Genomic DNA, 25439 nt, shown 5'->3' with positions numbered 1-25439 from the left:
CGGCGACATGTTACTGTGAAGTCCCGTGGGCCAGGCGGAGGCTTGGGCACCGACAGTCCGGCGAACCCAGTCCGGCGAAACCCAGTCCGGCACCCAGGACCACGGGAGTGTGTGTGGCGCAGGCACGCAGCAGTAAGCACATCTTTGTCACCGGTGGGGTGGCGTCCAGTCTGGGCAAGGGCCTGACGGCCTCCAGCCTCGGTCGGTTGCTCAAGGCCCGAGGCCTGCGGGTAACCATGCAGAAGCTGGACCCGTACCTCAACGTCGACCCCGGCACGATGGACCCGTTCCAGCACGGCGAGGTCTACGTGACCGACGACGGTGCCGAGACCGACCTGGATGTCGGCCACTACGAGCGGTTCCTCGACGTCGAGCTGGATGGCAGCGCGAACGTCACCACCGGCCAGGTGTACTCGGCCGTCATCGCCCGCGAGCGGCGCGGCGACTACCGCGGCCAGACCGTCCAGGTCGTCCCGCACATCACCGACGAGATCAAGGACCGGATCCGCCGGCTGGCGACCCCCGACGTCGACGTCGTCATCACCGAGGTAGGCGGCACCGTGGGCGACATCGAGTCGCTGCCGTACCTGGAGGCGATCCGCCAGGTCCGCCACGAGGTCGGCCGGGAGAACGCGCTGACCGTCCACGTCAGCCTGGTGCCTTACCTCGGCCCGTCCGGCGAGCTGAAGACCAAGCCGACCCAGCACTCCGTCGCCGCGCTGCGCAGCATCGGCCTGCAGCCCGACGCGCTGGTCTGCCGCTCCGACCGGCCGCTGCCCGACGCACTGAAGCGCAAGATCGCGCTGATGTGCGACGTCGACGACGAGGCCGTCGTCGGCGCGCCGGACGCCTCGTCGATCTACATGATCCCGAAGGTGCTGCACCAGGAGGGGCTGGACGCCTACGTCGTGCGCCGGCTCGGCCTCTCGTTCCGCGACGTCGACTGGACCGAGTGGGACACCCTGCTGCGCCGGGTCAACCAGCCGACCCACCGGATCACCATCGCGATGGTCGGCAAGTACATCGACCTGCCCGACGCCTATCTCTCGGTCACCGAGGCGGCCCGCGCAGGCGGGTTCGCCGTGGATGCCGGGGTGGACGTCCGCTGGGTCGCCTCCGACGAGTGCTCCTCGCCCGAGGTCACCGCGGCCCTCCTCGACGGCATCGACGGGATGATCATCCCGGGCGGCTTCGGGGTCCGGGGGATCGAGGGGAAGATCAACGCGCTGCGGCACACCCGCGAGCGCGGCATCCCGACGCTGGGGATCTGCCTCGGCCTGCAGTGCATGGTCATCGAGGCGGCCCGCGCGCTCGGCGGCCTGGCGAAGGCCAACTCCACCGAGTTCGACGCGGACACCCCGCACCCGGTGATCTCCACGATGGCCGACCAGCGCGACGTCGTCGCCGGCAAGCGTGACCTGGGCGGCACGATGCGGCTCGGGCTGTATCCCTGCAAGCTCGGGCCCGGCACGATCGCCCGCCGGGAGTACGGCACGTCCGAGGTCCCCGAGCGCCACCGCCACCGTTACGAGGTCAACAACGACTACCGCGACCGGCTGACCGCCGCCGGCCTGGTCGTCTCCGGCACCTCGCCGGACGGCCGGCTGGTCGAGGTCGTCGAGCTGCGCTCGGACACGCACCCGTTCTATGTCGGCACCCAGGCGCACCCCGAGTTCCGGTCCCGCCCGACGCGGGCGCACCCGCTGTTCCGCGGCCTGGCCTCGGCGGCCGTCGCCTACGCGGACCGCCGTCGGGGTGTGCTGCCGGTGGACCTCGACGCCAACCCGTCGACGCCGGCCGCCGGTTCGCTCGGTGACGACGCCGCGCTGGTGACCTCGTGACGCGCACCTCCCCGACGGGCGGCGCCGGGCCCGGCTCCCCGACCAGCCACACCTACGAGGTCGCCGAGAGCACGACGCCGTACCAGGGGCGGATCATCGCGATCCGCCGCGACCTGGTCCGGATGCCGGACGGCGACGTCGCTCAGCGCGACGTCGTCGTGCACCCGGGCGCCGTCGGTGTCGTCGCTCTCGACGACGCCGAGCGGGTCGTCATGGTCTTCCAGTACCGGCATCCGGTCCGCCGGCCGCTGTGGGAGCTGCCGGCCGGCATTCTCGACATGCCCGGCGAGCCGGCGTCGATCGCGGCCGCCCGGGAACTGGCCGAGGAGACCGCGCTGCGGGCCGAGCGGTGGTCGGTGCTCGCCGACGTCTGGGCGTCGCCGGGGATGACCGACGAGGCGTTCCGGGTGTTCCTCGCCCGTGGCCTGTCCGAGATCCCGGTCGGCGAGCGGTACGTCCCGGTGCACGAGGAGGCCGAGATGACCGTCGCCCGGGTGCCGCTGGACGAGGCCGTCACCCGCGTGCTCGACGGCGACATCTCGAACGCGATGGCCGTCGTCGGCATCCTCGCCGCGGCGCGCGCCCGCGACATCGGCTTCGCCAGCCTGCGCCCACCGGACGCCCCCTGGGCCGGACGGCCGGCCAACCAGGGCTGAGCGGCCCGGCCGGCTAGCCGTTCCCGGTCAGCACCCCGGCCGCCTCCTCGACGACGACCTGAGCCGTCGCGACCAGTGTCACGGCGTTCAGCGCGAACGCCTGCGCGACCCCTGGGACGGTGAACGTGCCGTCCCAGATGACCGTCAGCGTGACCTGGTAGGTCCCGGGCTTCCGGTACTCGTGGTCGACGTAGGCGTCCGGGAAGTCGCGGGGTGAGATCGCGGCGTCGTACGGCCGCCCGGGCGAGTTCGGGCCGGTGGCGCCGTCGCCGAAGTCCCAGTGGTAGGTGGGGACCGCGCTGATCGTGGCGAGCACGGGCTGGTTGACGTTGAAGGCGAACGCCGGCGGGACCTGGGTGTAGACGATGGTCTGCAGCCCGGTGAAGCTGCGGGCGCCGGGCTGGATGGTCAGCGTCGGTTTCGGGAGCAGCTGGTCGCGGAGATAGTCGGCCAGCTGAGCCCGGACGGTCGCCAGCGGGATGCCGTTCGTCGGGTCGGCGAGCCAGGCCTGGCAGCCGGCGACCGCCTGGTCGTAGGCGGCCAGCTCCTGCGCCGTCATGGTCGGGCTCGAGCCGACGGCCAGCAGCAGGTCGCAGACCGCGGCCGGGTCCGGCGGGCAGGTCGCGCCGCAGCCGGTGCCGCCGGCGACCGGGCCGCCCCCCAGCGGGACCCGGATCAGCTCGCCGCCCTGGTAGCGGTACTGGTAGCCGTTGTCGGTCGTCCTGGTGTCGCAGGTGGCCCACAGCACGCCGCCGCACGGCACCGGTGCCGCGGACGCGGCGCCGACCGGCCCGGCCGTCGCGAGCAGGGCTCCCAGCACCGCGACCAGCAGGACCCGGACCGCCGCGACCGTGAAACGCGTCCGAATCACGCGCGGGGCGCGCGGCGGCCTGTGGCGCGCCGCGACGTGGCCTGGCCTGGTCGACGCTGTCACGGCTGCCTCCGGGCGTAGCGGATCGTCTGGATGCGCCAGCCGCCCCCGGACAGGGCGAGCTCCGCGGTGCCGGCACGGACGGGGACGCCGGGTGCCTCGTCGACGCGGCGGCCGGCCGGGTCGAGCAGGCCCACCGTGCTGGTCGTCGCGAGGAAGGTCACCGCGCAGGCGAGGCCGGTCCGCGGCTGGGCGTCGACGGCGCTGAGCGCGTAGGGGTCGGCGTCGGTGCGCAGGCCGCGCTGGGCCAGGTCGCGGGTGACGCCGACGTCCAGGGCACACGCCTGGCAGCCGGGCAGCGCCAGCGCCGCCACGTCGGCGACCCGGCCGGCCCGGCTCGCGTCGTCGATCTCGGCGAAGTAGGCCGTGAGGATCCCGGCGGCGGCGGCCGGCGAGTCGCCGGCCAGCGGCGCGGTGCTGGCCGCCGGTGCGGTCGTCGGGCTGGCCGTGCCCCCGGCGGGGGCGGTGTCCGTGCCCGGCAGGCCCGTCGCGGTGACATCCGCGCGCGGGGGCGCGACCGCTCCCGCCGGAGCGCCGCCCCCGCAACCGGCCAGCGCGAGCGCCAGCCCGATCCCGACGCCCGTCAGCAGCGCCGCGGACTGGGATGTGGCACGCCGCGGCCGGTCGGCGGCCGGTCCAGCCGGCCGGTTGACGATCATGTCGAACCGCCTCGTCGGGCGCGGCCCGCGGCGGGGCTGGGCGCAGTGTCCTCAACTCGGGTAGACGCCGTGGCCCGCCGGTGGGTTGCCCTCGGGGACAAGACAGTCCAGGTCGCGGCGTCCGTAGCGGATCGGACGTATGCGGCGTAACGTGACGACGCGGCTCCTTTCCGCACAAGCTGTCAGGATAGCGTCGCGATGCGTTCGGGTGGGCGGCGCTTCACGAAGAACTGTCGGCGGTAGGTCCTACTATTCGGGTTGATGATGAACGCGCCGAGGTACGCGCCCGGATACGCGTCAGGTTGCAGCAGGGGCCGGCGGTGGAGGTGACCGCCGCGCGGGATCCTGATGCGGCGCCAGACCATGCGGCGGAGCCGGTCCAGCCAGGCGCGTCGGTCGATCCCGGCGAGCTGATGGCCCGCTATCTCGGCCATCTGGCGGGGGAGCGGGGCCTCGCCCGCAACTCGGTGCTGGCCTACGGGCGTGACCTACGCCGCTATCGCGAGTACCTGACAGCCTGCGGGCTGTTCTCGCTGGCCGACGTCGACGAGGCGGCCCTGGGCGAGTTCGCCGGCGCGCTGCGGGGCGGCGACGCGGAGCATCCGCCGCTGGCCGCGGCGTCGGTCGCCCGGATGCTCGTCGCCGTCCGCTCGCTGCACCGGTTCGCCCAGCGCGAGGGCGCCCTCGTCGAGGACGTCTCGCAGCCGGTCCGCCCGCCCTCCCCACCCCGGCGGCGGCCGAAGGCGCTGACTGTCGACCAGGTGCTGGCCGTGCTCGTCGCCGCCGGCGGAGCCGCGCCGGACGCCGAACGCGCCGTGACAGAGCCGGCCGAGGAGGCGTCGGAGCCCGGCGAGGCGGACGCCCGCGGGGCGGGCGCGACGCAGAAGGAGCTGGCGGGCCTGGCCGAGCCGGCCGAGGTCGTCCGCCGGCTGCGGTCCGCCGCGCTGCTCGAACTGCTCTACGGCACCGGAGCGCGGATCTCCGAGGCGGTCGGCCTCGACCTCGACGACCTCGACCTGGACCAGGTGACGGCGTCGGTCCGGCTGCGGGGCGGCAACGGGCGTGACCGGGTGGTGCCGCTGGGCCGGTGCGCGGTCGCGGCGCTGTCGCAGTACCTGAGCCGGGGGCGGCCCGCGCTGGCGTCGGCGGGTTCCGGCCCGGCCGTGTTCCTGTCCCGGCGGGGCGGTCGGCTGTCCCGGCAGAGCGCCTGGTCGGCGCTGCGCACGGCGGCCGAGGCGGCCGGTATCGAGGGGGTGTCCCCGCACGTGCTGCGCCACTCGTTTGCGCTGCATCTGCTCGACGGTGGCGCGGACGTCCGCGTCGTCCAGGAGCTGCTCGGGCATGCGTCGGTGCGCACGACCCAGATCTACGCGCAGGTCCCGGCGGACCAGGTCCGCGAGGCCTACGCGGCGGCGCACCCGCGGGAGCTGGAGCCGGCCGGCGTCGGGCCGGCGGACCAGGTGCCAGGCACCGGCTGCCCGGCGCTGCCGCCGCAGCCGTCCCGGCTCGGGACGGGCCAGTTGGTCTAGGCGCGCCCGCAGGCGCGCGACGGGGCTCGGACTGGGCCGAACCCGCGCCGCGGCCCAGAGGCTCAGTAGCTGGTGGGGCTCAGTAGCTGGTGGTTCAGGCGGGGGAGTACGGCCCGAGGCTCGGCATGCCGTTGGCCCCCTGCGGCGCGGGCACCCCGGGGGGGCCGCTGCGCTCGGCCAGCGTCTCGCCGACCTTGCGCGCGATCGCCTCCATCAGTCGCAGCGCCTGCGGCAGTGACAGGTTGAGCACTACTTCGCTGTCGTTCGTCATAGCGAAGCGAACAGACACGTCCGCCATTGCCAGACCTCTCCCACCTGGCTCCGAAGATCGAGCCTCCGAAGATCCTGTTGATGTTAGTCGACCCGAACGGTACGGCCCATCTTCACCCGACGTGTACGGGGGGTTGGCCGCGATCCGCGGCACGTTACGCATCGTCACCCCCGAGCTGCCGACGGTCGTTCCCATCGGTGAATAGGCGATCGTCACGGACTGTCACTCCATTGCGTGATGGCGCCGGGCCGCCGGTGCCTGCTGAACGCGCCCGACACGCGCGGGAGACGGTGATTCAACGGCGTAGCTGTCGTGTTGATGCTCTTATGTTCCCTCATGCGACTTTGTCACAGGTAGCCGGGTCGGGGCGGGCTGTGCGCGGGTGACCGCCCGGCCGCGCGGCGGCGCCTGCGCCCGCCGGGCTCCCGGTCACGCAACGCACGCGCAATCAGCTGCCCACCAGTCGGTGTGGCCCTCGTCGGCGGCCCGCGCGTGGGCCTCGCGGTTCGGGCACGATGGGTTCGTGAGCGCTTCCGAAGACGTGTCCTCCCTGTCCATCGGCATCCTGGGCGGCTCCGGGCCGCAGGGCGGCGGCCTGGCGATCCGGCTCGCCGCGGCCGGCCACAGGGTGGTCATCGGCTCCCGGTCCGCCGAGCGTGGCGCCGAGGCGGCCGCCAAGCTGTCCGCCCCGAGCCGGGCCATCGAAGGCACCGACAACGCGGGTGCCGCCGAGCAGGCCGACATTGTGATCATCGCGGTGCCGTGGGAGGGCCACGGCGAGCTGCTCGCGAGCCTGCGCAAGGAGCTCGCCGGCAAGATCGTGATCGACTGTGTGAACCCGCTCGGCTTCGACAAGGGCGGCGCCTACCCGCTGCCGGTCGAGGAGGGCAGCGCCGCGCAGCAGGCCGCGGCTCTGCTGCCCGACAGCACGGTTACGGCCGCGTTCCACCATGTCTCCGCGGTGCTGCTCGCCGACGAGTCGATCGCCGAGGTCGACACCGACATCCTCGTGCTCGGCGACGACCGCGCCGCCACCGACGTCGTCCAGGCGCTGGCGGAGCGCATCCCGGGCATGCGGGGCATCTACGCCGGCAAGCTGCGCAACGCCGGCCAGGTCGAGGCGTTCACCGCCAACCTCATCTCCATGAACCGCCGCTACAAGGCCCACGCGGGCATCCGCATCACCGACGTCCCGCACGCCGAGCCCGCCTGACGGACCTCGAGCGTCCGAAGCCCGGCCAACTCGTACCAAGTGGTTGGGGCGAAGCCGGGATCCGCCTCCACCGGGTATGACTCGTTCGGGCGTCTGGGCGGAGGGGCGATGGAGCAAGGGGACCGCGACGATCTCGGGCTGGCCGTGGCGGTGCCGCGGCGGGTCGAGCGCGTGGTCTCGCTGGTGCCGAGCCTGACCGAGTCGATCGCGGTCACCGCCCCCGGGCTGCTCGTGGGCGCGACGGACTGGTGCACCCATCCGGGCGACCTCGACGTCGCCCGGGTCCGTGGCACGAAGAACCCCGACGTCGAGGCGGTCGTGGGGCTCGGGCCGGACGTGGTGGCCGCCAACGCGGAGGAGAACCGGGAGCCGGACCTGGCCGCGCTGCGTGAGGCGGGCCTGGCGGTCTGGGTGACCGCGCCGACGACGGTCCCGGCGGCGCTGGCGAGCCTGGACCGGCTGCTGCGCGTCGCCTGCCGACTGCCCAGGCCGGGCTGGCTGGACGAGGCGGCCGCCGCCTGGCGGGAGCCGCCGGTGGGGCCGCGCCGGCGGGCCGTCATCCCGGTCTGGCGCCGGCCCTGGATGGCGGTCGGCCGGGACACCTTCACCGGCGACGTCCTGGCTCGCCTCGGCGTCGACAACGTGCTCGCGGGCCACGCCGAGCGGTACCCGCGGATTGCGATCGCCGACCTGCCGCCGCACGACCTGGTGGTGCTTCCCGACGAGCCCTACGCCTTCAGCCCGATCGACGGCCCGGAGGCGTTCGCGGTGCCGGCCGCCTGCGTCTCGGGGCGTCACCTGACCTGGTACGGGCCCTCGCTCGCCCAGGCCCGGCGGGTGCTGACCGAGCAGCTGGCCTAGCCCGGCCGGGGGCGCGGACGCGGCCGCCCCGGGCACCATCGGCACCCGGGGCGGCCCAACGCAGGGGTCAGTCGTACGAGTACTCGACGGTCGGGTAGTGGCCGTCCCGCACGTCGGCGACGTAGGCCCGCGCGGCGTCGCGCAGCGGGGTGCGCAGCTCGGCGAAGCGGCGGACGAACCGGGGCGCGCGACCGGAGGTGAGGCCGGCCATGTCCTGCCAGACGAGCACCTGGGCGTCGCAGTCGGAGCCGGCGCCGATGCCGACGGTCGGGATCATGAGGGCTTTGCTGATCCGGGCGGCGACGTCCGAGGGGACGACCTCCAGCACCACCGCGAACGCGCCGGCGGCCTCGATCGCCTGGGCGTCGGCCAGCAGCGCGGCGCCCGCGTCCTCGCGGCCCTGCACGCGGTAGCCGCCGAGGGTGTTGATGCTCTGCGGCGTCAGCCCCAGGTGGCCCATGACCGGAATGCCGGCGGACACCAGCAGGTCCACCTGCGGCGCGACCCGGGCGCCGCCCTCCAGCTTGACCGCCTGCGCGCCGCCTTCCTTGAGGAACCGGGTCGCGGTCTCCAGCGCCTGCGCCGGGCTCGCCTGGTAGGAGCCGAACGGCAGGTCGGCGACGACCATCGCGTGCGGCGCGCCGCGGACCACCGCGCGCACCAGCGGCAGCAGCTCGTCGACGCTCACCGGGACGGTGGTGTCGTAGCCGTAGACGACGTTGGCGGCCGAGTCACCGACCAGCAGCACGGGCACCTCGGCCTCGTCGAAGATCGACGCGGTCGTGTAGTCGTAGGCGGTGAGCATCGCCCACTTCTCGTGCCGGTCCTTCCAGGCAGCGAGGTCGCGCACGGTGGGGCGCCGGCGCGGCTTCGCCGGAGCGGCGGGCCGGTCGGCGGGCTGAGTCGACGCGCCGTAAAGCGTCGCCATCTCGTTGTCGGGCGCGGAGCTGGGATGACCCTGGGTAACGGAGCTGCTCATGGAGACTCCTTGATGTCCGTCCGGGCGCGAGGCGCGTCCCGGCGTCGGTCACATGCTGCCACCGCCCCCGCTCCGGCCGAAAGTGGTTCGTGGCTCACACCGGCGCCCAGCGGCGGTTGCCAGCTCGTCATGCCCCCTTCGCTGACCTGCGCATATTCCCGGCCAGCCGCCATGTCAACCAGATGCACCTCACGCGCCGGCCACCTACGCTTCGATCTTGAAACAATGGGGTCGGGCGGCCGGCGCGAGCACGCCGGCCAGGGAGGAGATACCGGTGCCTGTGGGGGCGAGCCGGGGCACCGCCCGGCGGCCAGCGGCAGGCGCGCGGCAGTGACGACCGCCGAGCTGGGGCGGCCAGGTCCGCCGAGGCGCCCGGACCGCCCGCCGTCGGGCGTCCGCCCGCCGGGGCGGCCGCGGGACGCGCGCGCCGACGGCGCGATCATCGAGGCGACGCTGCAGACGCTGGCGACGACCGGGTTCACCGGCCTGTCGATGGAGGCCGTCGCGGCCCGGGCCAAGGTGGGGAAAGCCACCCTCTACCGGCGCTGGTCGACCAAGGACACGCTGGTCGCCGACGCGCTGGCGACGCTGGTCGAGACGGCCGAACCGGTCGACACCGGCTCGCTGCGCGACGACCTCGTCGCCTGGCTGAACACCGTCCGCCGGCACACCTTCCAGACCCTCTCGGGCCGGATCATGCCGCGGCTGCTGGCGGAGAAGGACTCCCACCCCGAGCTGTTCGAGACCTACCGCCACCAGGTGATCGAGCCGTTCCGGCAGCAGGCCCAGAAGGTCCTCGCCCGGGGCGTGGCCTCCGGCGAGCTGCAGCCCGACCTCGACGTGGACCTGGTGACCGACCTGCTCGTCGGGCCGGTCTCCTACCGGCAGTCGATCAGCGGGCCCAACGAGGTCAGCGGCACCCGGATCAGTCAGGTCGTCGACATCGTCCTGGAGGGAATCCGCGCGCGGGGCCCGGAGCCGCGCGCCACGGACGGCGCCGGCTGAATCGTCCGGCCTCAGCCGGAGTCACCCTGCGTAGCGGTGGCGTCGGCTGGCGCCACCGTGCCCGGAGTAGCATCGGCGAGCGGGACGAAACCGCCGTGACAGGCACTCGTGACCCACCGATATTGGGGTGGGTGCGGGACGTTCGCCCCCGTCCTTCGACGCATCCCTCGCACGCCGACCCGGGCATGGCCCCGGGCGCCAGACCAGGAGAAACCGGTGTCCGACCTCCGAGTGACCGTCCAGCATGCCGAGCAGCGGGATGATCGGGTGGTCACCACGGGGACTACGGCGGCGGACCTGTTCGCGGCGGACCGTGCGGTCATCGCCGCCCGCGTCGGCGGCCAGCAGCGCGACCTCGCCTACCTGCTGGCCGACGGCGACGTCGTCGAGCCGATCACCGTGGACTCGCCGGACGGCCGGGCGATCGTCCGGCACTCGACCGCGCACGTCGTCGCCCAGGCCGTCCAGGACCTCTTCCCCAAGGCGCGCCTGGGGATAGGCCCGCCCATCCAGAACGGCTTCTACTACGACTTCGACGTCGAGAAGCCCTTCTCCGCCGAGGACCTCAAGGCGATCGAGAAACGGGCCCGCGAGATCGTCAAGGCCGGCCAGCGGTTCTCCCGCCGGGTCGTCACCGACGACCAGGCCCGCGCGGAACTGGCCGACGAGCCTTACAAGCTGGAGCTCATCGGCCTGAAGTCGTCCGCGGGGACCGTGGACGCCAACGACGCGGACGCTGCGGTAGAGGTCGGCGCCGGCGAGCTGACCATCTACGACAACCTCGACGCCAAGACCGGCGAGCTGTGCTGGAAGGACCTCTGCCGCGGCCCGCACGTGCCGACCACCCGGCACATCCCGGCGTTCGCGGTCCAGCGCTCGGCGGCGGCCTACTGGCGTGGCAGCGAGAAGAACCCGCAGCTGCAGCGCATCTATGGCACCGCCTGGGAGTCGAAGGACGCGCTGGCCGGGCACCTGGCGATGCTGGCCGAGGCGGAGAAGCGCGACCACCGCCGGCTTGGCGCGGAGCTCGACCTGTTCTCGTTCCCGACCGAGCTCGGCCCCGGCCTCGCGGTCTTCCACCCCAAGGGCGGCGCGATCCGCACCGTGATGGAGGACTACTCGCGCCGGCGGCACATCGAGGCGGGCTACGAGTTCGTCAACACCCCGCACATCACCAAGTCGACGCTGTACGAGATCTCCGGGCACCTCGACTGGTTCGCCGACGGTATGTACCCGCCCATGTCGCTCGACGGCGGCACGGACTACTACCTCAAGCCGATGAACTGCCCGATGCACATCTTGATCTTCAAGTCGCGCGGGCGCTCCTACCGGGAGCTGCCGCTGCGGCTGTTCGAGTTCGGGACGGTGTACCGGTACGAGAAGTCCGGTGTCGTGCACGGCCTGACCCGGGTGCGCGGTCTCACCCAGGACGACGCGCATCTCTTCTGCGCCCGCGACCAGCTTCCCGAGGAGCTCGACAAGACCCTGAAGTTCGTGCTCGGGCTGCTGCGCGACTACGGCATGACCGACTTCTACCTGGAGCTGTCGACCCGCCCCGAGGGCAAGGCGGTCGGCACGGACGAGGAATGGGAGCAGGCCACCCAGCTCCTGCGCGACGCGGCCCAGAAGCAGGACCTCGACCTCGTCATGGACCCGGGCGGCGGCGCGTTCTACGGCCCGAAGATCTCCGTGCAGGCCAAGGACGCGATCGGCCGGACCTGGCAGCTCTCGACGATCCAGGTCGACTTCCAGATGCCGCAGCGGTTCGACATGGAGTACCAGGCAGCTGACGGCACCCGCCAGCGCCCGTTCATGATCCACCGGGCGCTGTTCGGCACCATCGAGCGGTTCTTCGCGATCCTGCTGGAGCACTACGCGGGCGCCATGCCGCCGTGGCTCGCCCCGGTCCAGGTCGTCGGCATCCCCATCACCGACGAGCACGTCCCGTACCTGGCCGAGGTGGCCGCGAAGCTCAGGGCGAAGGGGATCCGGGTCGAGGTCGACGCGTCCGACAACCGGATGCAGAAGAAGATCCGCGACGCGCAGAAGCAGAAGGTGCCGTACATGCTGATCGCCGGCGCCGACGACGTCGCCAAGGACGCCGTCTCCTTCCGCTACCGCGACGGTACCCAGCGCAACGCCGTCCCCGTCGACGAGGCCATCGCCGAGATCCTCGACGCGGTCGAGCGCCGCATCCAGGTCTGAGCTTCGTCTCGCCCATTGGCGGCCCCGGCGTCCACCGACACCGGGGCCGCCTTGGTGGCCTAGGCCTCAGCCTGTCATGCCAGATGGCTGCGGATCTGTGCGCTCATCCGACCACGGGGCATGAGCTGACGCGGCGGCCCCCCTGGTACGTCCTCTCGGCCAGGCCCGCCGCCGAAAATGTGGCGACTGTCCGCGGCCGGCAGTGGTAGGAACGCCGTCATGCTGACGGTTCGTCCGATGGGGCCTGACGACCTCGGCGCGGCTGAGGCGCTGTCGGCGATCGAGTTCGGCAAGGCGCGTTCGCCGGCGCATCAGCGGCAGTGGCGCATCCGGACCGCGCATCTCCTCGCCACCGATCCGGGCGGTTGCTGGGCGGCCGACGACGATGCCGGGCTGGCCGGCTTCGCGGTGTCGTTCCGCCGGGAGTCGAACTGGCTGCTCGCCACCTTCGTCGTCCGCGGCGACCTGCAGGGGGCGGGCCTGGGCCGCCGGCTGCTGGACGCCGCGCTCGCCCACGGTGCCGGCTGCGAGCGAGGGATGATCTCGGCGTCGGCCGACGCCAGGGCCTTCCGGCGCTACCGTGCGGCCGGGTTCTCCCTGCACCCGCAGCTGTCTTTGACCGGACGGGTCGACCGCACCGCCCTGCCCGCCGGCCTGCCGCCTGTGCGCGAGGGCACCGGCGCCGATCGTGACCTGCTCGATGATCTCGACCGGCGCCGGCGCGGTGCCACCCACGGCCCGGACCACGCGGTTCTGGCGTCCCAGTGCCGGCTGATCGTGCTCGACCGCCCCGCCGGCACCGGCTACACCTATCTCAGCGATGCCGGCGAAGCGGTGCTCCTGTGCGCGACTGACGAGGCCACCGCGGCCGCGCTTCTCTGGGAAGCCGTCGCGACGGCTGCGCCGGACGCCGACTACGAGATCGCGCACGTCACCGCGGCCAACGAATGGGCGATCGACGTCGGCCTCGCCGTTCGGCTCGCCCCGGCGGCCGAGGGCTACCTCGCGCTGCGCGGTCTCACGCCGCCCGTGCCCTACCTGCACAACGGCGCGTTGCTGTGACGCCCGGATGGCTGACGGCCTTCCTCGACTTTCCCGCCGCGGACTTCGAGCGCGGCGTCGCGTTCTGGCGGGCGGTGACGGCGACGACGCTGTCAGCGGTGCGCGGGGACGGCGGCGAGTTCGCGACGCTGCTTCCCGCGGACGGGGACGCGTTCCTGCGGGTGCAGCGGCTGGGTGATGGCCCCGCCAGGGTGCACCTCGACGTGCACCGCGCCGACGCGGAGTTCCAGGCGCGGACGTCGCCGGGCGGCTTCGTGTTCTGCGAGGTCCGCGACGGCGAGTCGGTCCGGCCGGGGCCGGTGGGGTGGCCCGGCGGGCACGCGTCGCTGGTCGACCAGGTCTGCCTCGACATCCCGGCGGACCGGTACGACGAGGAACGCGCGTTCTGGGCCGAGCTGACCGGCTGGGAGCTGCGTGCCGGCAGCCGCCCGGAGTTCCGCTACCTGGACCGTCCAGCCGGCATCCCGTTGCGGCTGCTGCTGCAGCGCCTCGACGAACCGACAGGCTCGGTCCGCGCCCACCTCGACCTCGCGGCCACGGACCGGGCCGCCGAGACCCGCCGCCATGTCGAGCTCGGCGCGACCGTCGTCGCGCGCCTGGGCCGATGGACGGCGCTGCGCGACCCGGTCGGCCTGTCGTACTGCATCACGGACCGAGACCCGGTAACCGGCCTGCTGGCCACGCCGTAGGACGCCTACTGCCTCTAAGCAAAGGAGCTGTCGTGCAACGCAGCGATCGGGCCGCGGCGGCGCCGGCCGTGACCCTCCTCAGACGCACCGTTCAGGGAGGGGACCCACTGCGGGTCTTCCTTAGCCTGCGTGAGTGGCTCGGCGCGGGCGACGTATTTCTTCTGGAGTCGCTGGCCGGCCCTTCCAGCGACCGCCGGTCGGCGGTCCTCGGATTCGGCCCGCTTTTCGAGCTGAGCGCCCGCGGCGATGCCGTCAGCCTGTCCGGGAATGACCGGCTTGTCGCGGCCGCGCGTGCGGCGCTGCTCAGCTCCGCCATCGCCGTGATGGACGGGGAGGACCTGCGGCTCGTCGAGCCCGACGGCCTGTGGGCCGCCGCGCGCGAGCTGCGGGACCTGTTCGCCCTCGCCGAGCAGTCGGCCACCGAGTGGGACTACGGGTTCGTGGCCGTCTTCGGCTACGCCTCGGTCTGGTATGTGGAGGAGCTGCCGAGACTGATCCCGGCCGGCTCGGACGCGCCGGCCGACGTCGTGCTGCGGCTCTACAACGGGACGGTGGTCTTCGACCTCGCCGCGGCGGCCTCGACCGTTCTCGTCGTGAGCAGCGAGGCCTGGCCGGACGTCGACCTGTCCCGCGTGCTCGACGCGCTCGCGGCGCCCGCGTTCAGCCAGCCCGGGATCCCGGCCGTCCCGGCGCCGCAGCGCGTGCAGGACGACATCGACGAAGCCAGCTACCAGGCCAACGTCGCCCGGTGCCTGGAGCACATCGCCGTCGGCGACATCTACCAGGTCCAGATCGGCCACGAGATCACGGTGCGGACGGACGCCGACGACCTCGACGTCTACCTGCGGCTGCGGGCCCGCAACCCGTCGCCGTACATGGGCCTGCTGCCGCTCTCGACGTGTGCGCTGGTCGGGGCCAGCCCCGAGCTGTTCGTCCGGGTCGAGGGCGACCGCGGCGTGATGCGGCCGATCGCGGGCACCGCCGCGCGCAGCGGCGACCCGGACGTCGACGCCCGGCGCATCGCCCAGCTACGCACCGACGAGAAGGAATGCGCCGAGCACGTCATGCTGGTCGACCTCTGCCGCAACGACCTGGGCCGGGTGGCCCGGCCGGCGACGGTGGAAGTGAACGACATGATGGTTGTGGAGAACTTCTCCCATGTCTTTCACCTCGTGTCGGAGGTCCGCGCCCAGCTGACCGGCGACGTCGACGTCTACGACGTGATCCGCGCGACGTTCCCGGCGGGAACGATGACGGGGGCGCCGAAGATCCGCGCCATGGAGATCATCGAGGAGATCGAGACCCGCCGCAGGGGCATCTATGCGGGGGCCTTCGGGCTCATCGGGTTCGGCGGCTACGCCAACCTCGGGCTCGCGATCAGGACCCTGTTCCGGACCGCGCCGGGCGTCTGGCGAGTCCGCGCCTCGGCCGGGGTCGTCGCCGACTCGAAGCCGGACGCCGAATGGCGCGAGACGCTCGCCAAGATGAGCGCCGGCTACTGGGCTTTGACCGGTGGGGAGCTCCTGTGAGGCCGGTGATCGTAGACGCCTACGACAGCTTCAGCCACATCATCTACCAGTACCTGATGGAGCTGGGGGCGAACCCCGTCGTCATCCGGTCCCGCAAGGCGACTCCCGCGGCCATCCGCGCGGTCGAGCCGCGGTTCCTCCTGCTCGGCCCCGGCCCAGGCCATCCGAGGGACTCCGGTCATGTCGAGCTGGTGCGGGAGTTCGAGGGCGAGCTGCCCATCCTCGGAATCTGCCTGGGCCACCAGGCCATCGGCCTGGCCTACGGCGCAGCGGTCTCCCCAGCCCGGCATCTGATGCACGGCAAGACGAGCCGCATCGTGCATGACGGCCGCGGCGTCCTGAGCTGCTACAGCGAGCCCTTCCGGGCGACCCGGTACCACTCGCTGGTCGTGGAGGAACCGTCCGTCCCGGACGTCCTCGAGGTGACCGCCCGCAGCGAGGACGACGGCTACATCATGGGCCTGCGGCACCGGAGCCTGCCGATCGAGTCCGTGCAGTTCCACCCCGAGAGCATCATGACCGAGCTGGGCCTCGGCATGCTGCGCTCGTTCATGGCCAGCTACGTGCTGTAGCTCGTCAGCTCGTCAGCTCGTCAGCTCGTCAGCTCGTCAGCTCGTCGGCTTCTCGCGCCAGCGCGACGTGATGGGCAGCCGGCGGTCGCGGCCGAAGGCCTTGGAGGTGACCTTCGGGCCGGGCGGGTTCTGGCGGCGCTTGTACTCGGCGAGGTCGACCAGCCGGATGACCCGGTCGACGACGGCCGGGTCGTGCCCGGCGCCGACGAGCTCGGCGCGGCCCATGTCGTGGCTGACGTAGTCGTCGAGAACCGGGTCGAGGATGCCGTAGTCGGGCAGCCGGTCGGAGTCGAGCTGACCGGGCGCGAGCTCCGCCGACGGCGGCTTGGTGATGACGGCCTCCGGGATCGGCGGCGTCGCGCCGCGGCGCTCGGCCTCGGCGTTGCGCCAGCGTGACAGTGCCCAGACGTTCGTCTTCGAGACGTCCTTGATCGGGGCGTAGCCGCCGGCCGAGTCGCCGTACAGGGTGGAGAAACCGGTGGCCAGCTCGCTCTTGTTGCCGGTCGTGAGCACCAGATGGCCGTGCTCGTTCGACAGCGCCATCAGCAGCGTGCCGCGCGCCCGTGCCTGCAGGTTCTCCGCCGCGAGGCCGTGCAGACCCCCGGAGCCCGCCAGCGCGGCGTGGAATGCGTCGACGGTCGGCTGGATCGCGATCACCTCGTGCCGGGTGCCCTGCCGGCGGGCCAGCTCGGCGGCGTCGAGGGCGGAGCCCTCCGACGAGTGCACCGACGGCATCGCGACCGTGTGCACCGCCTCGGCGCCGAGGGCGTCGACGGCGATCGTCGCGACGAGAGCCGAGTCGATGCCCCCGGACAGCCCCAGGACCACCGAGCGGAAGCCGTTCTTGCGCACGTAGTCGCGGGTCCCGACGACGAGTGCCTCATAGAGCTCGGCCGCCGGGTCGGGCTGGGCCGCGATGGCCGGCGGGCGGGCCGGGTAGGCGTCGACCGGCTCGCCCGCCAGCACCCGGTGGGTGACCGTCATTGACGTGCCGTCCAGCGCGTCGACCGGGCCGGTGACCAGCCCGGGAGGGCCCGCCGCCGAGCCGGCCGGCAGGTCGAGGTCGACGGTCAGCAGCGTCTCGGTGAACACGTCGGCCCGGGCGATCACCTGACCGGCCGCGTCCACGACGAGCGAGGCCCCGTCGAAGATCAGCTCGTCCTGGCCGCCGACCAGGTTGACATAGGCGATGGGCGCCCCGGCCTCGACGGCGCGCCGGGCGCACAGCTCGTCGCGGTCGTGGTACTTGCCCTGCTCGTAGGGCGAGCCGTTGATGCACAGGAGCAGGCCGACGCCGGCGGCGCGGGCCACCGTGACCGGCCCGCCGGCCTGCCACAGGTCCTCGCAGATGGTCAGGCCGATATCGACGCCGTGCAGCCGCAGCACCGGGAAGTCGTGGCCCGGCACGAAGTAGCGGAACTCGTCGAAGACGCCGTAGTTCGGCAGGTGGTGCTTGGCGTAGCGGGCGACGACCTCGCCGCGCCAGAGCAGGGCCGCGGCGTTCTGGGGCTCGCCGGCGGGACGTCCGACGGCCGGCACGGGCGTGGGCGAGGCGTCCAGATAACCGACGAGGACGGCGATCTCGCCAGCCCCCTCGTCCTCCAGCCGGCGGGCCAGCCGGTGCAGCGCGACGCGGGACGCCGTGACGTAGGACCGCCGCAGCACCAGGTCCTCGGGCGGGTAGCCGGTCAGCGTCAGCTCGGGGAAGGCGACCAGGTGCGCGCCCTCGGCCAGCGCCCGCTTCGTCCACCCGCTGACCAGGTCCGCGTTGCCGTCGAGGTCGCCGACGGTCGTGTCCACCTGGGCGAGCGCGATCCGCAGCTGGGGCATGGACCCAGATTAAGGCCCGCCTTGGTCGCGGAAATACGCATTCTGCGCGGGTAGGGCGGGCTTCACCTCCGGCTGGGCACAACAGCCGGGAAGGGCGTCGCTCGCTAACGGCGGGTTCCGGGTTGGTTGCGGCCTGGCAACGAGTCGCACATCTGGGCCGTCCAGTCGTTAGTGTCTGGGGACCCGGCGGGACGGACGGCGCGCACGCTGGGGCCGCCGCCGAGCCGGGGCCGGTCCAGGCGAGGACGGGTGTCCACGTCTCGACCGGCCGGACGTGAACGTGGCATGGAGATCCCGACGCCATAACCTGAGGTCGAGTCCACACCTCGACGTGGAGGGACCATGGACAAGCAGCAGGAGTTCGTGCTCAGGACGCTGGAGGAGCGGGACATTCGTTTTGTCCGGCTCTGGTTCACCGACGTGCTGGGCGTGCTGAAGTCCGTGGAGATCGCGCCCGCGGAGGTCGAGGGCGCGCTGCTGGAGGGGATCGGGTTCGACGGCTCGGCGATCGAGGGGTTCGCCCGGCTGCACGAGGCGGACATGCTCGCCCGGCCCGACCCGTCCACCTTCCAGCTGTTGCCGTGGCGGGGCGAGAAGGCCATGACGGCCCGGATGTTCTGCGACGTCGTCACCCCGGACGGGCTGCCCGCGGTGGCCGACTCGCGGTGGGTGCTGCGCCGGGCGCTCGCCGCCGCCGCCGAGGCCGGGTTCACCTTCTACACCCACCCCGAGATCGAGTTCTTCCTGCTGAAGGAACCGCCGAAGCGGGGCCAGCCGGTGCCGGGGCCGGTCGACGACTCGGGGTACTTCGACCTCACCCCGAACGACATCAGCCACGACTTCCGCCAGCAGGTCATCGGGATGCTGGAGCGGCTCGGCATCTCGGTCGAGTTCAGCCACCACGAGGTCGCGCCCGGCCAGCAGGAGATCGACCTGCGCTACGCCGACGCGCTGACCATCGCCGACAACGTCATGACGCTGCGCCAGGTGGTGAAGGAGGTGGCGCTGCGGCAGGGCATCTACGCGACGTTCATGCCGAAGCCGTTCACCGAGCACGCCGGCTCCGGCATGCACACCCACATGAGCCTGTTCGAGGGCGACCGGAACGCCTTCTACGACCCGACCGACGAGTACCTGCTTTCCAAGGTCGCCAAGGCGTTCATCGCCGGGCTGCTGGCGCACGCCGCCGAGATCACCGCCGTCACCAACCAGTGGGTCAACTCGTACAAGCGGCTGATCGGTGACGCCGCCGCCGGCGAGGCCGGCGAGCTGATGGAGGCCCCGGCCTACGCGCTGTGGGGACACAACATCCGCTCGGGGCTGGTCCGGGTGCCGCTGTACAAGCGGGGCAAGGCGAACACCGCCCGGGTGGAGTTCCGCCTGCCGGACAGCGCCTGCAACCCCTATCTGACCTTCGCGCTCATGCTCGCGGCCGGCCTGCGCGGCATCCAGGGCGGCTACGAGCTGCCGCCGCCGGCCGGCGACGACATCTGGACGCTGACCGACGCGCAGCGCCGCGAGCGGGGGATCCGACCCCTTCCCGGCTCGCTGGCCGAGGCGACCGCCGTGATGGAGTCCTCGACACTCGTCCGGGACACCCTCGGCGACGACCTGTTCGAGTTCTTCCTGCGCAACAAGCGTTCCGAGTGGGATGGCTACCGGCGCCAGGTCACCCAGTTCGAGATCAACCGGTATCTCCCGCTGCTGTGATCGCCGAGCTTGGTCCCGGCTGACCGGGTCGTAACATAATGGAAACATGATGGTAGGGATCGAGCGTACGCGCCCGGTGTCGCCCGCTGACGCGGCGTCGGGCCGCGCCGGCCATCCGCGCGGCAGCTCGGCACCCGCGCAGCTCGCCCGGCTTGGCTTCACCGATGTCGATCGCGTCGCCGCCGCGCTGCGCCGGCTCGGCTTCCTTCCGCCCGACGGGTCGCCGCTCGCGGGCAACCCCGTCGTCGCCGAGCTGGCCCACGCCGCCGACCCCGACCGGGCACTCACCGGCCTGGACCGGCTGATCGCGGCCCTGGACGCCGCCGCGGGTCCGGCCAGCCCCGCGAGTCCCGGCCGCTCGTCGGCACCGCTGCGTGAGGTGCTCGCCGGCCGATCAGGGGCGCGCCGGCGCCTGATCGCCGTCCTCGGCGCGAGCCTGGCGTTGGCCGACCATCTCGCTTCGCACCCGGCCGACTGGCGAATCCTGGCCGACGACGAGATCACCAGCGTGGCGCCGGACGCTGGGACCCACCGGGCCCGCCTGCTGACCGCGGTCGGCGCCGATCCGGCCGCGCCGCAGCCGCGGGCGGTCGGCGACGGCCCCGAGGTGCTGGACGAGCTGCGCGTCGCCTACCGCCGGGCCCTGCTGGTGCTGGCCGCGCGTGACCTGACCGGTACGGTCAGCGTCGACGACGCGACCGCCGAGCTGGCCGATCTCGCCGCCGCCGCGCTCGACGCGGGTCTCGCCGTCGCCCGGGCGGCCCTGGCACCGACGGCGCCGCCGGTGCGGCTGGCGGTCGTCGCGATGGGCAAGTGCGGCGGCCGGGAGCTGAACTACGTCAGCGACGTCGACGTGCTCTTCATCGCCGAGCCGGCCGCCGCCGGGGACGTCACCGGCACCGGGGAGACCGCTGCTCCCGGGACGGCCGCTGGCACCGGAGGGGCTCCTGGTGCTGGCGAGGCCGGTCGCGTCGGGGAGGACGCCGGCGAGGCGGCGCTGCGGACGGCGACGCGGCTGGCCGAGGGACTGATGCGTGCCTGCGGCGCGACCACCAGCGAAGGCTCGCTTTTCCAGGTCGATGTCGGGCTGCGGCCCGAAGGGCGCGACGGCGTGCTGGTCCGGACCTTCGCCAGCCACCGGGCCTACTACCGGCGCTGGGCGCGGACCTGGGAGTTCCAGGCGCTGCTCAAGGCCAGACCCATCGCGGGCGATCTCGAACTCGGCGCCGAGTTCTGCGCGATGGTCGAGCCTCTGGTCTGGTCGGCCGCCTCTCGGCCCAACTTCGTCACCGACATCCGGGCGATGCGCAAGCGCGTGGAGGCGTCGGTCGCCGGTCGTGGCGGTGAGCGGAACATCAAGCTCGGCCCCGGCGGGCTGCGCGACGTCGAGTTCGCCGTCCAACTGCTCCAGCTGGTGCATGGCCGTACCGACAAGAAGCTGCACGTCCGAGCCACCCTCGACGCGATCGACGGTCTCGCGCGCGGCGGTTACGTCGGTCGCCGCGACGCCACGAGCCTCGCGGCCGCCTACCGGTTCCTGCGCGCCGTCGAGCACCGGCTGCAGCTGCGGCGGCTGCGGCGCACCCACGTGTTGCCGCGCGACGCCGCCGAGCTGCGCTGGCTCGGTCGGTCGCTCGGGATGCTCGACGCCGACGAGTTCGCCGCCGAGCACGCGCATACCGCCAGCTCGGTGCGCCAGCTGCACGAGAAGCTCTTTTACCAGCCGCTGCTGGAGGCGGTCGCCCGGCTGTCCGAGGAGGAGGTGCGGCTGACCCCGGGCGAGGCCGCCGACCGCCTCGCCGCGCTCGGCTTCGCCTACCCGTACCGGTCCCTGAAGCACATCGAGGCGCTCACTGCCGGGGTCAGCCGGACGGCGGTCATCCAGCGCCATCTGCTGCCGACGATGCTGCCGGCCTTCGCGGACGCCGCCGACCCCGATGCCGGCCTGCTCGCGTACCGGCAGGTCAGTGAAGCGCTCGGCCAGGTGCCCTGGTACCTGAGGCTGCTGCGCGACTCGGCCGGCGCCGCCGACCGGCTCGCCCGCGTGCTCGCCGCCAGCGGCTACGTCGCCGCGTTGATGCGGGCCGCGCCCGAGTCGGTGCGGCTGCTGCGCACCGAGGACGACCTGCGGCCGGTCGGCCGCGACGACCTGGCCCGCACCCTGCTCGCCGTCGCCCGGCGCAACCAGAACCCCGCCGACGCGGTCGCCCGGGCCCGGGCGATCCGCCGCGTCGAGCTGGTCCGGGTCGCCTGTGCCGATCTGCTGGGCCTGCTGGACGTCACCGCCGTCGGAACAGCGCTGACCGCCGCGGCGGCCGCGACGATCGAGGCCTCCCTGCTGGTCGCCCGCCGCACCGTCACCGGCCGGGTGGCGGCCGGCCGTCACCCGGCCGACCGCTTCGCCGACCTCGACGGGCTCACTGCCCTGGCCGGCGTCGCCGGCGCCGGCGGACCAGAAGATCTCCGCGTTCCGCGGAACGCGGAGGCTGACGCCGAACGGCTGGTCTGCGACACAGAGAATCTCCGCGTTCCACGGAACGCGCTGCCGGCATGCGGGCTGCCCGCGGACGCACCGCCAGCAGCCTCGCGATCGGCCGGCGCGTTGTCGGGGGGAGCGCCGCCGGCCGGCGCGCCATCCACATGGGTGTCTTTGGCTGGAGGCGGCCTGATCGACGGGGAGCCGGCGCGGATCGCGGTAATCGCCATGGGTCGGCTCGGGGGCGGCGAGATGTCGTACGGCAGCGACGCGGACGTGGTGTTCGTCCATGCTCCGGCGCCGGGCGTCGATGCGGCGGCGGCGGGGGCGTACGCGACCGCGGTCATCGAGGAGCTGGTCCGGCTGCTCGCCCAGCCGGGCTCGGATCCCGCGCTGCGCCTGGACCTGGGACTGCGGCCCGAGGGCCGCAGTGGCCCGGTCACCCGCGACCTCGACGGCTATGGCGCCTACTACCGGCGGTGGGCGCTCGGATGGGAGAAACAAGCACTCCTGCGCGCCCGCCCGCTTGCCGGTGACCCGGAGCTGGCGGCCCGGTTCGTCGAGCTGGCGGACGAGATCCGCTACCCGGCCGAGCTACCGGCGGGCGCGATCGCAGAGGTGGAACGGCTGCGGGACAGGATGGCGATCGAACGGGTCCCCAGGGGTGTCGACCGGTCCCTGCACGTCAAGTTCGGCCCCGGAGGGCTGATGGACGTCGAATGGGCGGTCCAGATCCTGCAACTTCGGCACGCCCACGAGATCCCGGACCTGCGGGTCACCGACACGATGAGAGCCCTGCGCGCGCTGGTCGCCGCCGGCCTGCTCGCCGGCACCGAGGCGGAGTCCCTACGTGCCGCCTGGCTGTCCGCGTCCCGTGTCCGCAACGCCGTGATGCTCGCCCGTGGCGCCCCCGGCGACCAGATCCCGCGTACCACCCCGGCTCTGGACCGCGTCGCCGGTGTCCTCGGCTACTCGTTGGAACGCGTCGCCGATCTCCCGGCGGACCACCGCCAGACCGCGTCGAGGGCCCGCCACATCGTGGCCGAGATCTTCTGCCGCGAGCAGCCCTGATCGGTTACCTGATGTGCCACAGACACGCGGCCGCCACCGCCACGAGCGGGTAGTAGGCGGCCGGGGCAGAGGCGCTGCCCAGGCGGGTGGTCACGGCCCTGTCCGGGTTGCCCGCGGCCGTGGAAAGGAAACGCAGGCGCATCAGCAACGCGCCCACCCGTTCGGCTGTTGGGCCGGCGGACACTCGCGGCTCCTCCGTCGGGTCGTCCAGCGCCGGCACCCTCTGGAACGGGCCGACGCGGGCGGTGCTGTCCGGCTCCCAGGCAATGATCAGGTTCCCGTCGACGCGGCGGACGCCGTACAGACGCGGCCAGGGCACGTCGTGGACCAGGAATCCACGGTTCACCGACAGCCCGGACCGGTCAAGCCGCAGGCCGCGGACGACCCGGGTCCAGCCACGCAGGCCGACATTTCCACCGACGAACAGTGTGACGAGCACCTGCCACCAGTCCCGCGGCGCGCCCAGAGCGACCGCGGCTGGCGCGCCGACGAGTGCCAATGCCATGCCCGCTCCCACCAGCCGGTCCCGGTTGCGCTGCCGCAGCACGAGCGGCAAATCGGGCAGTTCGCTACCCGACGGTGCCTCGATGGGCGTACCAGGCGGACTGCCGGGCACGGCGGTCCCGCCGTCCTCGTCCGACGCCGTGGGCTCCTCGATCGCGGTCTAGTCCCCGGTCCACGAGTCGTCGGCGGTCCACTCCTCGTCCGACGAGTCCTCGGCCTGAGAGTCCGCCGACTCGGCCGGCTGGGACGGCTCCGCCGGCTGGCACAGTTCCGCCGGCTCCGACAGGTCTACCGGCCAGGACGGGTTGCGGGCCGGCCGCCTGGTCCGCAGCGGCGCCGTGGGCAGGAGAGAACCCCCGTCTGAGTCAACAGGACGACCCAGCCGCCGTCGTGGAGGCTTCCGGCCACCGTGACCGGCCACGACGTGGCCGGGGCCAGCCTGGCCCCGGCCACGTGGAGCTGGTCCGGGTCCGCGGGGGTGTCCTTGTCGCGCCATCTCCTTCCGAACTCCGCGGCCCTTTCGCTGGTCCAGTAGTCGTCCTCGAACCGGACGGCGTCCTGTCCCGATCGGGAGACCCACACGGAGGCGAAGGCTGGGGCATCCAGGGCCGGCTGGAGGCCCACCTTCCCGAGGCCCTCCCATTGCGCGAACATTGCTATCCCCGGTGCGCTGCTTCCCAGCAGCCGGCGTCCAGCCGACCAGGCGGCCCAGTCGCGGCTCGCGAGCAGCGCCGCCAGCGCGACCGCGCCCAGGCCGGCAGCCAGCCAGGGCGTCACGTCGTCGGGCTCGGCGACCAGCCGGACCCACCTACCTGAGTCAGCCCTGTCGAACAGGACGGGTACCGTCGGACCCTCGTGATATGTCCTGGCGTCCAGGACGCCGATCTTCGCGTCGTCGCCCTCGTCGGGCAGCCTGACGGTGATGACATCGTTGTCCGGGTCGGTCAGCAGGACGCGGGCGTCAAGCTGGTCAGCGTTGGCCACGTGCCGCGAGATGGCAAGGCTGTCGTGTCGGTAACGCAGCAGCGCGAAGGCTGCGACGAACACGAGCAGGAGGGCCACCGCCGTTCGGGCGCCCCACCGCCGCTCGGCGGGCGGTTGCCGGTACGCGGTCCGGGCGATGCCTACCGGCGTCGCGATAGCGGCGGCGCGGGCCAGCTGGCGCCGCCTGGTCGCCACGATCCAGGCCGCGATGGTCGCGCAGACCACTCCATGCGCCCCGAATGCGACGCGTGCGGCCAGCACCGGCTCGGTTGCGAGATCGAACACGGCGAACCCCATGCCCGCCAGGCAGCCAACGAGCGGCATCCACCAGACGAGGAGCGGTGTCGCGAACAGGGGAACGGACGCCCACGCGAACGAGACACTCGGGCCACAGACGCTGGGATCCGTGGGAGAGCATGGCCGAGTGTCCCCAGCGACGGCGACCGCGAACGCCACCTATAGCCAGCCACAGACCACCACGGCCCGGGGAGTCCACCAAGCGGCCCGGCCCGTCGCCCAGTTCTCGGCTTCCGCCGGGTCGAATGTCGGCTCCGGCTGTTCCCCCATTCGCGACACTTTGCCGCGTTGTCGACCCGCTCGCCACGTCGTTTCCGCCTCCAGACGAGCGGGCTGAGCCGTGGTGGCCGGGCGGGGCCGCGGTGGTGACCGCGGCGGCCTTCAGCGGGACGGGGAGGGAGCCGGGGCGAGGCTGACGGTCAGCCCCGCTGAGCGTCGGGCTGGGTGAGGCTGCCGTAGATCTGGGGCCGCCCCGGATGGTCCGGTTGGCCCTGGGCGCCGTCTGGGCGGACCCTGCGGTCGCCGGCCACAAACGACGGCGCCGCCGGCTCCCCGTGGGGAACCG

20 protein-coding genes are annotated in these 25439 nt (G+C 73.0%); 13 read left to right on the top strand and 7 right to left on the bottom strand.

The genetic code is table 11. The annotated features are described in order from the left end of the window. Nucleotides 1-113: 113 nt before the first annotated feature. Together pyrG and FRADC12_RS04105 are read left to right on the top strand one after the other, a co-directional pair. Nucleotides 114-1841 (top strand): CTP synthase, encoded by a 1728-nt coding sequence (gene pyrG, locus FRADC12_RS04110; RefSeq protein WP_045875624.1) that lies wholly within the window; start codon nucleotides 114-116, stop codon nucleotides 1839-1841. Beyond that, nucleotides 1838-2497, top strand: a complete 660-nt coding sequence (locus tag FRADC12_RS04105; protein ID WP_084010435.1) for an NUDIX domain-containing protein — start codon at nucleotides 1838-1840, stop codon at nucleotides 2495-2497. Before pyrG ends, FRADC12_RS04105 begins: the two co-directional genes overlap by 4 nt. A 13-nt stretch (nucleotides 2498-2510) precedes the next feature. On the opposite strand, the gene FRADC12_RS04100 is transcribed toward FRADC12_RS04105, so the two are convergent. Further along, the gene (locus tag FRADC12_RS04100) at nucleotides 2511-3368 is read right to left on the bottom strand and encodes a PKD domain-containing protein (protein ID WP_232303602.1); all 858 of its coding nucleotides are present in this window, start codon (nucleotides 3366-3368) and stop codon (nucleotides 2511-2513) included. A gap of 59 nt (nucleotides 3369-3427) precedes the next feature. Next, the gene (locus tag FRADC12_RS04095) at nucleotides 3428-4087 is read right to left on the bottom strand and encodes a hypothetical protein (protein WP_052710672.1); all 660 of its coding nucleotides are present in this window, start codon (nucleotides 4085-4087) and stop codon (nucleotides 3428-3430) included. A 413-nt stretch (nucleotides 4088-4500) separates the two neighbouring features. Here FRADC12_RS04095 and FRADC12_RS04090 point away from each other — a divergent pair, with 413 nt between their 5' ends. Beyond that, on the top strand, nucleotides 4501-5616 hold the full coding sequence (locus tag FRADC12_RS04090) for a tyrosine recombinase (RefSeq protein WP_045879058.1): 1116 nt from the start codon (nucleotides 4501-4503) through the stop codon (nucleotides 5614-5616). 94 nt (nucleotides 5617-5710) lie between these two features. On the opposite strand, the gene FRADC12_RS04085 is transcribed toward FRADC12_RS04090, so the two are convergent. Continuing rightward, a complete protein-coding gene (locus tag FRADC12_RS04085; protein WP_013422912.1) occupies nucleotides 5711-5914 on the bottom strand; it encodes a hypothetical protein in 204 nt (67 codons plus the stop codon). Between the two features lie 496 nt (nucleotides 5915-6410). On the opposite strand from FRADC12_RS04085, the gene npdG reads away from it, so the two are divergent. Together npdG and FRADC12_RS04075 are read left to right on the top strand one after the other, a co-directional pair. Then, on the top strand, nucleotides 6411-7100 hold the full coding sequence (gene npdG, locus FRADC12_RS04080) for an NADPH-dependent F420 reductase (protein ID WP_045879057.1): 690 nt from the start codon (nucleotides 6411-6413) through the stop codon (nucleotides 7098-7100). 108 nt (nucleotides 7101-7208) lie between these two features. Continuing rightward, nucleotides 7209-7961 (top strand): helical backbone metal receptor, encoded by a 753-nt coding sequence (locus FRADC12_RS04075; protein WP_045875622.1) that lies wholly within the window; start codon nucleotides 7209-7211, stop codon nucleotides 7959-7961. Nucleotides 7962-8028: 67 nt separating this feature from the next. Here FRADC12_RS04075 and panB read toward each other — a convergent pair whose 3' ends face one another. Then, complete coding sequence (gene panB, locus FRADC12_RS04070; RefSeq protein WP_045875621.1) at nucleotides 8029-8940, bottom strand: 3-methyl-2-oxobutanoate hydroxymethyltransferase; 912 nt, start codon at nucleotides 8938-8940, stop codon at nucleotides 8029-8031. A 330-nt stretch (nucleotides 8941-9270) separates the two neighbouring features. On the opposite strand from panB, the gene FRADC12_RS04065 reads away from it, so the two are divergent. The 6 genes from FRADC12_RS04065 (at nucleotide 9271) to FRADC12_RS04040 (ending at nucleotide 16002) form a co-directional block, all read left to right on the top strand. Continuing rightward, nucleotides 9271-9945, top strand: coding sequence for a TetR/AcrR family transcriptional regulator (locus FRADC12_RS04065; protein WP_045875620.1), 675 nt, complete (start codon nucleotides 9271-9273; stop codon nucleotides 9943-9945). A 216-nt stretch (nucleotides 9946-10161) separates the two neighbouring features. Next, nucleotides 10162-12150 (top strand): threonine--tRNA ligase, encoded by a 1989-nt coding sequence (thrS, locus tag FRADC12_RS04060; protein ID WP_045875619.1) that lies wholly within the window; start codon nucleotides 10162-10164, stop codon nucleotides 12148-12150. A gap of 219 nt (nucleotides 12151-12369) precedes the next feature. Beyond that, nucleotides 12370-13212 carry a GNAT family N-acetyltransferase gene (locus FRADC12_RS04055; protein WP_045875618.1) on the top strand — a complete coding sequence of 281 codons (843 nt, stop codon included), beginning with the start codon at nucleotides 12370-12372 and terminating at the stop codon, nucleotides 13210-13212. Next, nucleotides 13209-13901 carry a VOC family protein gene (locus tag FRADC12_RS04050; RefSeq protein WP_045875617.1) on the top strand — a complete coding sequence of 231 codons (693 nt, stop codon included), beginning with the start codon at nucleotides 13209-13211 and terminating at the stop codon, nucleotides 13899-13901. Before FRADC12_RS04055 ends, FRADC12_RS04050 begins: the two co-directional genes overlap by 4 nt. A gap of 32 nt (nucleotides 13902-13933) precedes the next feature. After that, on the top strand, nucleotides 13934-15430 hold the full coding sequence (locus FRADC12_RS04045) for an anthranilate synthase component I family protein (protein ID WP_198152769.1): 1497 nt from the start codon (nucleotides 13934-13936) through the stop codon (nucleotides 15428-15430). Continuing rightward, nucleotides 15427-16002, top strand: a complete 576-nt coding sequence (locus FRADC12_RS04040) for an anthranilate synthase component II (protein WP_045875615.1) — start codon at nucleotides 15427-15429, stop codon at nucleotides 16000-16002. The genes FRADC12_RS04045 and FRADC12_RS04040 overlap by 4 nt, the downstream gene beginning before the upstream one ends. 36 nt (nucleotides 16003-16038) lie before the next feature. On the opposite strand, the gene FRADC12_RS04035 is transcribed toward FRADC12_RS04040, so the two are convergent. Further along, a complete protein-coding gene (locus FRADC12_RS04035; protein ID WP_045875614.1) occupies nucleotides 16039-17832 on the bottom strand; it encodes an NAD+ synthase in 1794 nt (597 codons plus the stop codon). Between the two features lie 342 nt (nucleotides 17833-18174). On the opposite strand from FRADC12_RS04035, the gene FRADC12_RS04030 reads away from it, so the two are divergent. Both FRADC12_RS04030 and FRADC12_RS04025 read left to right on the top strand, forming a co-directional pair. Next, nucleotides 18175-19542 (top strand): glutamine synthetase family protein, encoded by a 1368-nt coding sequence (locus FRADC12_RS04030; RefSeq protein ID WP_045875613.1) that lies wholly within the window; start codon nucleotides 18175-18177, stop codon nucleotides 19540-19542. A gap of 49 nt (nucleotides 19543-19591) precedes the next feature. After that, complete coding sequence (locus FRADC12_RS04025) at nucleotides 19592-23089, top strand: bifunctional [glutamine synthetase] adenylyltransferase/[glutamine synthetase]-adenylyl-L-tyrosine phosphorylase (RefSeq protein ID WP_045879056.1); 3498 nt, start codon at nucleotides 19592-19594, stop codon at nucleotides 23087-23089. Nucleotides 23090-23093: 4 nt separating this feature from the next. Here FRADC12_RS04025 and FRADC12_RS04020 read toward each other — a convergent pair whose 3' ends face one another. Then, nucleotides 23094-23705: a hypothetical protein gene (locus FRADC12_RS04020; RefSeq protein ID WP_157488686.1), complete on the bottom strand. Its 612-nt coding sequence runs from the start codon at nucleotides 23703-23705 to the stop codon at nucleotides 23094-23096. A gap of 176 nt (nucleotides 23706-23881) precedes the next feature. Beyond that, complete coding sequence (locus FRADC12_RS04015) at nucleotides 23882-24862, bottom strand: hypothetical protein (RefSeq protein ID WP_198152768.1); 981 nt, start codon at nucleotides 24860-24862, stop codon at nucleotides 23882-23884. Nucleotides 24863-25439: the final 577 nt, after the last annotated feature.

The organism is Pseudofrankia sp. DC12, assembly GCF_000966285.1.
GTDB lineage: Bacteria > Actinomycetota > Actinomycetes > Frankiales > Frankiaceae > Pseudofrankia.
The sequence above is the reverse complement of the archived record's forward strand: the minus strand, read 5'-3'. Positions and strand labels throughout refer to the sequence as shown.

What these genes read in the sequence shown, in the direction of transcription:
- FRADC12_RS04030 (WP_045875613.1), top strand. Translation starts at nt 18,175, where the DNA reads ATGGACAAGCAGCAGGAGTTCGTGCTCAGGACGCTGGAGGAGCGGGAC.
- panB (WP_045875621.1), bottom strand. Translation starts at nt 8,940, where the DNA reads ATGAGCAGCTCCGTTACCCAGGGTCATCCCAGCTCCGCGCCCGACAAC.
- FRADC12_RS04090 (WP_045879058.1), top strand. Translation starts at nt 4,501, where the DNA reads ATGGCCCGCTATCTCGGCCATCTGGCGGGGGAGCGGGGCCTCGCCCGC.
- FRADC12_RS04085 (WP_013422912.1), bottom strand. Translation starts at nt 5,914, where the DNA reads ATGGCGGACGTGTCTGTTCGCTTCGCTATGACGAACGACAGCGAAGTA.
- FRADC12_RS04035 (WP_045875614.1), bottom strand. Translation starts at nt 17,832, where the DNA reads ATGCCCCAGCTGCGGATCGCGCTCGCCCAGGTGGACACGACCGTCGGC.
- FRADC12_RS04025 (WP_045879056.1), top strand. Translation starts at nt 19,592, where the DNA reads ATGGTAGGGATCGAGCGTACGCGCCCGGTGTCGCCCGCTGACGCGGCG.
- FRADC12_RS04055 (WP_045875618.1), top strand. Translation starts at nt 12,370, where the DNA reads ATGCTGACGGTTCGTCCGATGGGGCCTGACGACCTCGGCGCGGCTGAG.
- FRADC12_RS04095 (WP_052710672.1), bottom strand. Translation starts at nt 4,087, where the DNA reads ATGATCGTCAACCGGCCGGCTGGACCGGCCGCCGACCGGCCGCGGCGT.
- FRADC12_RS04075 (WP_045875622.1), top strand. Translation starts at nt 7,209, where the DNA reads ATGGAGCAAGGGGACCGCGACGATCTCGGGCTGGCCGTGGCGGTGCCG.